This is a genomic window from Cupriavidus sp. HMR-1, assembly GCF_000319775.1.
GTDB classification, from domain to species: domain Bacteria; phylum Pseudomonadota; class Gammaproteobacteria; order Burkholderiales; family Burkholderiaceae; genus Cupriavidus; species Cupriavidus metallidurans.
On sequence record NZ_ANKP01000168.1, the window covers coordinates 22,410 to 31,932 of the forward strand.

Here is a 9,523-nt window from a genome sequence, read left to right on the forward strand (position 1 = left end):
TGGGGGCAGACTGCCGGATTGCGATACGTCGCGGCACACCACGTGCCCACTAGCCGACGCGTCGGCTTAGAGGCGCCATCAAAGTGATTCTGGCATCGTTGCGTGCCTTGCCAGAACCGCTTCGCTTCATCTTGAAGCGCCTCTTACTGCTCCACGATCTTCGAAGTGAGTCCGATCGCCTTGACCTTCTTCTCCGCCGCCTCGGCGGCGTCGCGACTGGTGAACGGACCCGCCCGCAGCAAGTTCCGCTCGCCATCGGCCAGCGTCTTCTTTTCCACATAGGCTGGCACCTTGCTCTCCTTGAGCTTGGCCAGCCAGTTCTTCGCGCGTTCTTCCGACGAGAACGCGCCAATCATAATCAGGTACTTCGTGCCGGCGGCGGCAGGCTTGTCCGCCGGCTTGCTATCGGCAACCTTGGTGTCAGGCTTCGCATCAGCCTTCGGCTTGTCGGATTTGTCGGACTTGTCCGCAGCAGGTGCGCTGACGATCTCCTCGCCCGCGTCTAGCGCCGCATCGTTGCGATTGGCATTGGCGGACGGTGGCAGCGGCTCGGCCTTGCGTGCCTCGACCTTCGGCTTTTGCGTGGCGCCCTGCCCGTTGGCCACGCTGACGGCCACATCCTCCGAAACCGGGCGCGGCTTGTGCTCGAACATGATCGGCAGCACGATGATCGCGGCCGCGAGCAGCACCACGGCACCGATCAGACGACGCCGCGCGCGTTGCTTCTGGGGAAAATCGGGGTCAAGGGTATCGTCAGCGTATTCGTCCGCCGTCCGACGCGACGCGCCGATGCCGGCGCTCGATTCCGCGCGCGTGCGGCGACCGCGTTCGGGTGCCGGGTCAGTGCCCTTGCGGGACGAGAACAGCGAAAGCAGGCCCATAGATGCCCAAAGTATGGTGTTCGGTGCGATGCCGTTCCGGCTCAGTTGGCCTGCGTGGCACGATATGCCATCACGCCGGCCACTGTGTAGAACGACCCGAAGACCAGGATTCTATCATTCTCGGTAGCGCGCTCGACAGCATCGCGATACGCAAGTTCGGGGCTGGAAAAACATGCAACGGTGTTGTCCGGGCCCTCACGGAAGCCAGTTGCCTCAAGCTTCTCGCGCAACTCCGCGGCAGTAGCGGCCCGGTCGGTCGGCAGGTCGCACAGGCACCAGTGGTCCACCTTGTCGGCCACATGTTGCAGCACGCCGGCGATGTCCTTGTCGTGCATGGCGCCGAACACCGCATAGGTGTAACGGAAGAACCCCATATTCTCAAGGTTCTGCCCAAGCGTCGCTGCGGCATGGGGGTTGTGCGCGACATCGAGGATCACGGCCGGACGCCCTGGCAGCACCTGGAACCGGCCCGGCAACTCCACGAACGCCAGGCCGTTGCGCACTTCCTGCGCGCTCACAGGCAGGCGCGAGCGCATGGCCTGCAGCGCGGCCAGCGCCGCAGAGGCGTTGAGCAGTTGGTTGGCGCCACGCAATGCCGGGTAGCCCAGGCCATTCAGCTTGCGGTCCCGGCTGGCCCAGTCCCATTGCTGGCGTTCCTGGCCCTGCGCAGCCTGGTGGCGGAAATCACGTCCCACGAGCCAGAGTTCGGCGCCGATCGCCTCGGCGTGATCGATCACCGACTGCGGCGGCATGGGATCGCCGACGATCGCCGGCACGTGCGGGCGGAAGATGCCGGCCTTCTCGTAGCCGATCTTCTCGCGCGTGTCGCCAAGGTACTGGGTGTGGTCGATATCCACGCTGGTGATGATCGCGCAATCCGTATCAATCACATTGACCGCATCCAGGCGGCCACCGAGACCGACTTCCAGGATGATCGCGTCGAGTCCGGCTTCGGCAAACATGTGGATGATCGCCAGCGTCGTGAACTCGAAATACGTCAGGCTGACCGGATCGGCAAAGCTCGTACGGGCGCGCTCGACGGCCTCGAAATGGGGCAGGAGCTGGGCGTCCGTCGCCTGCTCGCCGTTGACGCGGGCACGCTCGTTGAACTGGATCAGGTGCGGCGAGGTATGCAGGCCCACCTTGTAGCCTGCTTCGAGCAGGATGCGTTCGAGGATCGCGCAGGTGGATCCCTTGCCGTTGGTACCGCCCACCGTGAACACCACGGCGTCAATGCGCAGGCCCAGCGCTTCCTTGACCCGCGTGATGCGGCTCAGGCCCATGTCGATGCCCACGGGGTGAGCGGTTTCAAGATGTGCGAGCCAGTCGGGGAGATTGTGGAAGATGGGCATACGGATTCAGAACTACAAAAGCAAAATGGCGCGGGTATTCGGCACCCGCGCCATTGTCCTGCAAATTTGCTTGCCGCGTCAGGCTACCGCGTCAGCCGGCTGCTTCTGCAGCAGCGCCAGCAGTTGCGCCAGTTCGGCGCGCAGACGGCGGCGGTCCACGATCATGTCGATCGCGCCCTTCTGCATCAGGAACTCGGCACGCTGGAAGCCTTCCGGCAGCTTTTCGCGCACGGTCTGCTCGATCACACGCGGGCCGGCAAAACCGATCAGCGCCTTCGGCTCGGCGATAACCACATCGCCCAAGAACGCAAAGCTTGCCGAGACACCACCCATCGTCGGATCGGTCAGCACGCTGATGAACGGCAGCTTGGCATTCGAGAGCTGGTTCAGCATGGCCGTGGTCTTGGCCATCTGCATCAGCGACAGCAGGCTTTCCTGCATCCGCGCGCCACCGGTGGCGGTTACGCAGATGAACGGCACCTTCTGCTCCAGCGCCGCCTGGGCGCCACGGGCAAAGCGCTCGCCCACTACCGAGCCCATCGAACCGCCCATGAACTCGAACTCGAAGCAGGACACGACCACGGGAATGGTGTGGATCGCGCCGCCCATCACCACCATCGCGTCGGTCTCGCCGGTGTCATCCATGGCGGCCTTGATGCGGTCCGGGTACTTCTTGGTGTCCTTGAACTTCAGGGCGTCCACCGGCACGATTTCCTGGCCGATTTCATAGCGGCCTTCGGCGTCGAGCAGCTTGTCCAGGCGCTCGCGCGAACCGATGCGCATGTGGTGGTCGCACTTCGGGCAGACGTGAAGATTGGCCTCGACGTCGGTACGGTACAGCGTGGCCTCGCACGACGGGCACTTGACCCACAGCCCTTCCGGAATGCCCTTGCGGGTGGAGGGGTCGGTCTGTTGAATCTTGGGAGGCAGGAGTTTATCCAACCAGCTCATGAAAGCTCCTTTCGGATAACTGCCGTCCGCACGCGGGCCTCCTTCGGGAGGGGCGAATACAGGAACGGCAGGGAATCAGGCCGCGAATTTACCACGCCCGGGCCATCGGACCGAAGCAAAACGCGCCATTTGTGAAGTAAGAATCATAAATGGCGCGTTTTTCTCAGCGGCACGCCAAGCGTTGGACCAGAAATCAGGCGTCCAGTGCCTGGCGAATGTCGGCGATAAAGGCACGCAAAGCGTCCACGGCCTTCTCGCGCGGCGCATCCTCAAGCAACTGCACCAGGCGGCTGCCAATCACCACGGCGTCGGCCACGCTGCCGATGGCGCGTGCGGTTTGCGCATCACGGATACCGAAACCCACGCCCACGGGCAGATTCGCGTGCTGCTTGATCAGCGGCAGACGCGCAGCCACGCTCTCGAGGTCGAGCGTGGCCGAGCCGGTCACGCCAGTGAGCGACACGTAGTACAGATAGCCACTGGCCACCTTCGCCACCGCGGCGATACGGTCGTCGGTCGAGGTCGGCGCCAGCAGGAAGATCGGGTCCATCTGGTTCGCGCGCATCAGCGCGGCGAAAGACTCGCACTCTTCGGGCGGGTAGTCGACCACGAGCACACCGTCCACGCCGGCCGCGCTGGCCGCCTTGGCGAAGGTTTCCTCACCCATGCGCTCGATCGGGTTGGCGTAGCCCATCAGCACTACCGGCGTGGTCGCGTTCGTCTTGCGGAACTCGGTCACCCAGGCCAGCACCTGCGTCAGCGAAACGCCCTGGGCCAGCGCGCGCTCGGAGGCGCGCTGGATCACGGGGCCGTCGGCCATCGGGTCCGAGAACGGCACGCCAAGCTCGATCACGTCGGCGCCGCCAGCCACGAGGGCGTGCATCAGGTCGACGGTCAACGCGGGAGCCGGATCGCCGGCGGTGATGAACGGAATCAGGCCCTTCTTCTGCTGCGCGGCCAGTGCCGCGAAAGTCTTCTGGATACGGGACATGTCAGTGACAATCAGATAAGGCGTTGCACGGGCGATGCCGCTTCATTGGCATCGTCATTGGCGGCGTCGGCGGTATCGGCGACATCGGACGCTTGCGGCTTGAGCGGCGCATACACGGGCTGCGCGGCGGTCACGCGCTCGCGCACCAGGCCGGCGTACTCCGGATTCATCTCGAATCCGACGAAACTGCGGCCGTGCCGGACGCAAGCCACGGCGGTCGTGCCGCTGCCCGTGAACGGGTCGAGCACGATGCCGCCCGGCGGACAGCTGGACAGCACCATGCGTTCGACGATCTCGAGCGGCTTCTGCGTCGGATGGTCAGCCCGCTCCGGGTCCTGGCGGTGAATGCGCGGCACGCTCCACAGGTCCTTCGGGTTGTACCCCACCTCGAGCCATTTCTTGCCCTCGAAGCGCGGCCGGCTGCGCGCCTTCTTGGTCTCGGCGTCGTACGGAATCCGTACCGGATCGAGATCGAAGAAGTAGTCGCGCTGACGGGCGAAGAAACCGATGTTGTCGTGCACCGACGAGAACTTGCGCGTGGTGCCGCCCATGCTCGGTACGCGGCGATCCCAGATGATCTCGTTGATCATCGTCATGCGCCGCTTGAGCATGACGAACAGCTCGGGCGAGTACTGCCAGGTGCAGAACAGGTACAGCGTGCCGCGTGGCGCGATCTTGGGTACGATCGCGTCCATCCAGCGCTCCGACCACTCGAGATAGGCATCGCCCGACAGCAGGTCTGAATCGTTGCCGTAGTCCTTGCCCAGGCCATAGGGCGGGTCCGCCACGACCAGGTCGATCGAGCCGTCGGGGATGCGCTTGATCCCTTCGAGCACGTCTTCCTGATAGAGGCGCATGGTTGCCGTATCGAGAATATCGAACGGTTCCGAACCTGCCCCACCCTCTTCGGACTGGGACAGCGTCGTATTGGGAGGCAGCGTGCGCATCAGAGTTTCAACCCCGCGCGTTCGGCCACGGTGTGCATGTCCTTGTCGCCACGGCCGGACAGGTTCACGAGCAGCAGCTTGTCGCGGCCCAGCGTCGGCGCCAGCTTGCACGCATAGGCGATCGCATGGCTCGATTCGAGCGCGGGGATGATGCCTTCAATGCGGCAGCAGTCGTGAAACGCCTTGAGGGCCTCCTCGTCGGTGATCGGCACGTACTGCGCGCGGCCCATGTCCTTCAGCCATGCGTGCTCGGGGCCGACGCCGGGGTAGTCCAGGCCTGCCGACACCGAGTGCGTCTCGATGATCTGGCCGTTGGCGTCCTGCAGCAGATAGGTACGGTTGCCGTGCAGCACGCCCGGCGAACCGCCGATCAGCGCAGCAGCGTGGCGCCCCGAATCCAGGCCATCACCGGCCGCTTCCACGCCGATCAGCTGCACATCCTTGTGTTCGATATACGGATAGAAAATTCCCATCGCGTTCGAACCGCCGCCGACGCACGCGATCACGGCGTCGGGCTGGCGGCCCGCGAGTTCGGGCATCTGCACCTTGGCTTCCTCGCCAATCACGCACTGGAAATCGCGCACCATCATCGGGTACGGGTGCGGGCCGGCCACGGTGCCGATGATGTAGAACGTGGTCTCGACGTTGGTCACCCAGTCACGCATCGCTTCATTGAGCGCGTCCTTGAGCGTGCGCGAGCCGCTTTCCACAGGCACCACGGTGGCGCCCAGCAGCTTCATGCGATAGACGTTGGCCGCCTGGCGGCGCACGTCCTCGGAGCCCATGTAGACCACGCACTCCATGCCGAAGCGCGCCGCGATCGTGGCCGTGGCCACGCCATGCTGGCCCGCGCCGGTTTCGGCGATCACACGCTTCTTGCCCATGCGCTTGGCAAGCAGCGCCTGGCCGATCACGTTGTTGATCTTGTGCGCGCCAGTGTGGTTCAGGTCTTCGCGCTTGAGGTAGATCTGCGCGCCACCGAGCGTCTCGCTCCAGCGCTGCGCGTGATAGATCGGCGACGGGCGGCCAACGAAGTGCTTCAGTTCGCGGCGATATTCGGCGTCGAAATCGGGGTCCTTCTGGTACCGCGCGTAGGCGTCGCGCAACTCGTCCAGCGCGTGAACCAGGGTTTCGGAAACGAAGGTACCGCCATAGGGGCCAAAGTGGCCACGGGAATCGGGCAGGTCGTACATGTCCAGGCTCTCAGGAAGCGCGTCAACCATGGGATGACGCGCGGGGTATCGGGGTCGGCGCGGCCGTGAGCCACGGAAGGCGGAGGGAACTATCCTGCGGATCGCCCTGCGTCGGCCTGTCGAACGGCGCGCACGAATGCGGCAATACGGGCGTGGTCTTTCACACCCTTGCTGGCCTCCACGCCGCTGCTGACATCCACAGCGTAGGGCCGCACGCGCTCAATCGCTCCAGCGACGTTTTGCGCGTTCAATCCACCACTCAAAACGATGCGAGGAGCGTCGTTTGCGCGGGGATTGGCAGGATTGGGCGGAAGCCATTGAGCAGGAATCAGGGTCCAGTCGAAAACGTGGCCGCCACCGCCATAGCCTTCCACGAAGGCATCGAGCAACAGGCCGGAAGCGTCACGATATTGATCTGCGAATTCTACCAAATCGAGCCCCGGGCGGACACGTGCGGCGCGCATGAATGGCAGCCGGCAACGCCGGGCGATCTCGGTGCACTGCTGGGGCGTCTCGTCGCCGTGGAACTGAAGCAACGTCAACGGCACACGCTCGGCCACATGGGCCACCTCTTCGGCATCTGCATTGACGAACAGGCCAACCACGGACACGAACGGCGGCACCTGCTCGGCCAGGGCCGCGGCGTGCGCCACATCGACGTGGCGTGGGCTCTTGGCGTAGAAGACCAGGCCGATCGCATCGGCACCGGCATCCACGGCGGCGCGCACGTCCTCGTCGCGCGTCAGGCCGCAGATCTTGATACGCGTGCGGGGCTCAGGCGCCATCGTGGCTATCATCGGCAAATACTCCGTGGAAGAAGCTGGCGGCCGAGTCCGCCTTGGGCAACTGGTATGGCTCAGGATACTTCACGTCGACCAGATAGAGCCCGTCCGGCATGAAGGTTGGCGCGGCCTTCTGGCGATTGCGCTCTTCCAGCACTTCCGCCATCCACTCGGCGGGATATCGGCCACGCCCCACCGCCACCAGACAACCCATCAGGTTACGCACCATGTGGTGCAGGAAGGCGCTGGCCCGGAAGCGCAGGAACACCCAGTTGCCATCCGCCTCGATCGTCACGTCGTACATCGTCTTGACGGGCGACTTGGCCTGGCATTCGGCGGCGCGGAACGCCGAGAAATCATGTTCGCCGAGCAGACATGCCGACGCCCGGCGCATCGCCTCGACGTCGAGTCGCTGCCCGTGTGGCAGCATCAGGTAACCGGCACGGCCGTGAATCATCGGCGCGCGGTGCGGCCCCGTGTACAGGGCGTAGTAATACATGCGCTCGTAGGCCAGGAAGCGCGCGTGGAAGTTCTCGTCGACGGGCTCCGCCCACTGCAGCGCGATCGACGGCGGCAGGAAGGCGTTGACGCCACGAACCCATGAAAAGCGGTCGCGGTCGAGTTCGGTGTCGAGGTGGATGACCTGCCCCAGCGCGTGCACACCCGCATCCGTCCGCCCGGCCACCGTGGTCAGCAGTCTCACGCCTGCGAAGCGCTCGATCGCGTCCTCGAGGTGGTCCTGCACGGTATTGCGATGGGGCTGCGACTGCCAGCCGGAGTAGGCCGAGCCGTCATAGTGGAGGCCGATGGCGATGCGGTTCACAGGCAAGAAACAGTTTCCTGATGGCACAAAAACAAAATGCGCCGGAAGGGACGCTTCCGGCGCATCGCTTCGGGTTGCGGTAAGGCATCTGCCGCAAACCCTGCATCATACCGGCCTTTGGGGCGTGCCCCGCGGCCGTCTGTTGCAATGGATCAGGCCACCTCGCGCAGCAACGAGCGGGCTTCCTCCTGCAGGGAATCTTGCGATTGGTCGACCACCTCCTGCAGCAGTTCGCGGGCACCTTCCTTGTCACCGATCTCGATATAGGCGCGCGCCAGATCAAGCTTGATCTGCATATCGCGGCTGCCATCCATCGTGGTGACCGACAACGTGCTGGCGGACATGCCATTCGAATCGCTATGCCGCCCCTCCGACGTCACGCGCGACAGATCGATCGGCTCGACGAGCTTGCCGCCCTGGAGCATCGTCGGCGCGGGCAGCGGCACCGTGGATTCGTCCAGCGACTGCGCCATACCGGACAGCGGCGTGGCGGAGTCCTGCTCCAGCTTTTCCGGATTCAGGTCCAGCGACAGGCTCGACATATCGAACTCGAGCGGACGCGAACGGGTCGGCGTATCGAGCGCCGGCACGCCGGCATCGTGACGTTCGTCGAGTGCGTCGTCGAGACGCACCGGCTCCGACTCGAGATCGTTACCGAACACCAGCGAAGCGGACTCGGGCGCCACGATGGGCTCCCCCGCTGCCGGCGCCGGGAAGGCATCGAGCGGCAAGGCCAACTCCGGCAATGCCAAGTCCGGCATGGCAGGCGGTTGCGTCAGGTTCGCTGCGGGATCCTGCGTGCGCCATTGATCGGCCACCGGGGTGGTCGTATCCGCCTCGTCCGACGTATCCGGCGCGACCGACAGGTACAACGCGTTGCTCGGGTCCAGCTTGCGGCCCATTTCGGCGGCCTGTAGCCAGTCCGCGCCGTGCCCACCCGTCTGGGCGAACATTTCTTCTGCGATCACTCGGAAACCTTCCACATCCTGACGAGTGCTGTAAATCTCCATGAGCTTCAGGCGAATGGCCTGGCGCTCCGGATTCTGCTGCAACGCTTCGCGCAGGATTTCCTCCGCCTGCACGTCGCGTCCATAGGCGATGTAAACCTCGGCCTCGGCGATCGGATCGACTTCCGTCGCCTCGGGTGAATTGTTGCCAATGCGGAAGTCCGCGCCAAACACGCTGTGCTGCGACGTATCGACGCTCTGTCCGCCGGCAGTGCCGAACAGCGAGTGGCCACCGGCCATCACCGTGCTTTCCTGCGACAGGATGCTGTCGCCAAAGCCAGTGCTGTCGCCGGTCTTCTGCTTCTGGCGGCGGCGATAGTACGCATATCCGCCCAGCAGCACAACCATCAGTGCAGCACCCGGCAGTAGCATCGGGTTGGCCAGCAGGCCGTCGAGCAGCGAAGGCTGCGGCAACGGTTCGGGCTTGGGCAGGGCAACGGGCTTCTTCGCGGCAGCCGGGGCCGAAGCTGCGGCGGCCGCAGTTGCTGCCTTCGGAGCCGATGCAGCGGCAGCAGCCGTCGCCGGAGCAGCGGCCTGAGCATCCGAAGCCGTTGCGGCGCCGGGCTCGAGGTGCCGACACTGCCGGCGGCACTTCA

At 64.8% G+C, this 9,523-nt stretch carries 9 protein-coding genes; all 9 read right to left on the minus strand.

Annotation, left to right across the window (positions count from 1 at the left end):
- Positions 1–143 precede the first annotated feature (143 nt).
- Entirely contained in the window at positions 144–881 is a 738-nt protein-coding gene (locus tag D769_RS19245; protein ID WP_008648438.1) for an SPOR domain-containing protein, read from the minus strand.
- Positions 882–922: 41 nt separating this feature from the next.
- On the minus strand, positions 923–2,233 hold the full coding sequence (folC, locus tag D769_RS19250; RefSeq protein WP_008648441.1) for a bifunctional tetrahydrofolate synthase/dihydrofolate synthase: 1,311 nt from the start codon (positions 2,231–2,233) through the stop codon (positions 923–925).
- A gap of 78 nt (positions 2,234–2,311) precedes the next feature.
- Complete coding sequence (gene accD / locus D769_RS19255; RefSeq protein WP_008648443.1) at positions 2,312–3,184, minus strand: acetyl-CoA carboxylase, carboxyltransferase subunit beta; 873 nt, start codon at positions 3,182–3,184, stop codon at positions 2,312–2,314.
- Between the two features lie 193 nt (positions 3,185–3,377).
- The gene (trpA, locus tag D769_RS19260) at positions 3,378–4,175 is read right to left on the minus strand and encodes a tryptophan synthase subunit alpha (RefSeq protein WP_008648445.1); all 798 of its coding nucleotides are present in this window, start codon (positions 4,173–4,175) and stop codon (positions 3,378–3,380) included.
- A gap of 11 nt (positions 4,176–4,186) precedes the next feature.
- Positions 4,187–5,122, minus strand: a complete 936-nt coding sequence (locus D769_RS19265; RefSeq protein WP_008648449.1) for a site-specific DNA-methyltransferase — start codon at positions 5,120–5,122, stop codon at positions 4,187–4,189.
- Positions 5,122–6,315: a tryptophan synthase subunit beta gene (gene trpB, locus D769_RS19270; protein WP_008648451.1), complete on the minus strand. Its 1,194-nt coding sequence runs from the start codon at positions 6,313–6,315 to the stop codon at positions 5,122–5,124. The genes D769_RS19265 and trpB overlap by 1 nt, the downstream gene beginning before the upstream one ends.
- A gap of 89 nt (positions 6,316–6,404) precedes the next feature.
- Positions 6,405–7,112 (minus strand): phosphoribosylanthranilate isomerase, encoded by a 708-nt coding sequence (locus D769_RS19275; RefSeq protein ID WP_152415031.1) that lies wholly within the window; start codon positions 7,110–7,112, stop codon positions 6,405–6,407.
- Positions 7,090–7,920: a tRNA pseudouridine(38-40) synthase TruA gene (gene truA / locus D769_RS19280; RefSeq protein WP_008648454.1), complete on the minus strand. Its 831-nt coding sequence runs from the start codon at positions 7,918–7,920 to the stop codon at positions 7,090–7,092. Before truA ends, D769_RS19275 begins: the two co-directional genes overlap by 23 nt.
- A gap of 152 nt (positions 7,921–8,072) precedes the next feature.
- Positions 8,073–9,523: FimV/HubP family polar landmark protein (locus tag D769_RS19285; protein ID WP_008648456.1), on the minus strand; the 1,451-nt coding region annotated here is incomplete at its 5' end.

What these genes read in the sequence shown, in the direction of transcription:
- D769_RS19275 (WP_152415031.1), bottom strand. Translation starts at nt 7,112, where the DNA reads ATGATAGCCACGATGGCGCCTGAGCCCCGCACGCGTATCAAGATCTGC.
- D769_RS19265 (WP_008648449.1), bottom strand. Translation starts at nt 5,122, where the DNA reads ATGCGCACGCTGCCTCCCAATACGACGCTGTCCCAGTCCGAAGAGGGT.
- trpA (WP_008648445.1), bottom strand. Translation starts at nt 4,175, where the DNA reads ATGTCCCGTATCCAGAAGACTTTCGCGGCACTGGCCGCGCAGCAGAAG.
- accD (WP_008648443.1), bottom strand. Translation starts at nt 3,184, where the DNA reads ATGAGCTGGTTGGATAAACTCCTGCCTCCCAAGATTCAACAGACCGAC.
- trpB (WP_008648451.1), bottom strand. Translation starts at nt 6,315, where the DNA reads ATGTACGACCTGCCCGATTCCCGTGGCCACTTTGGCCCCTATGGCGGT.
- D769_RS19245 (WP_008648438.1), bottom strand. Translation starts at nt 881, where the DNA reads ATGGGCCTGCTTTCGCTGTTCTCGTCCCGCAAGGGCACTGACCCGGCA.
- folC (WP_008648441.1), bottom strand. Translation starts at nt 2,233, where the DNA reads ATGCCCATCTTCCACAATCTCCCCGACTGGCTCGCACATCTTGAAACC.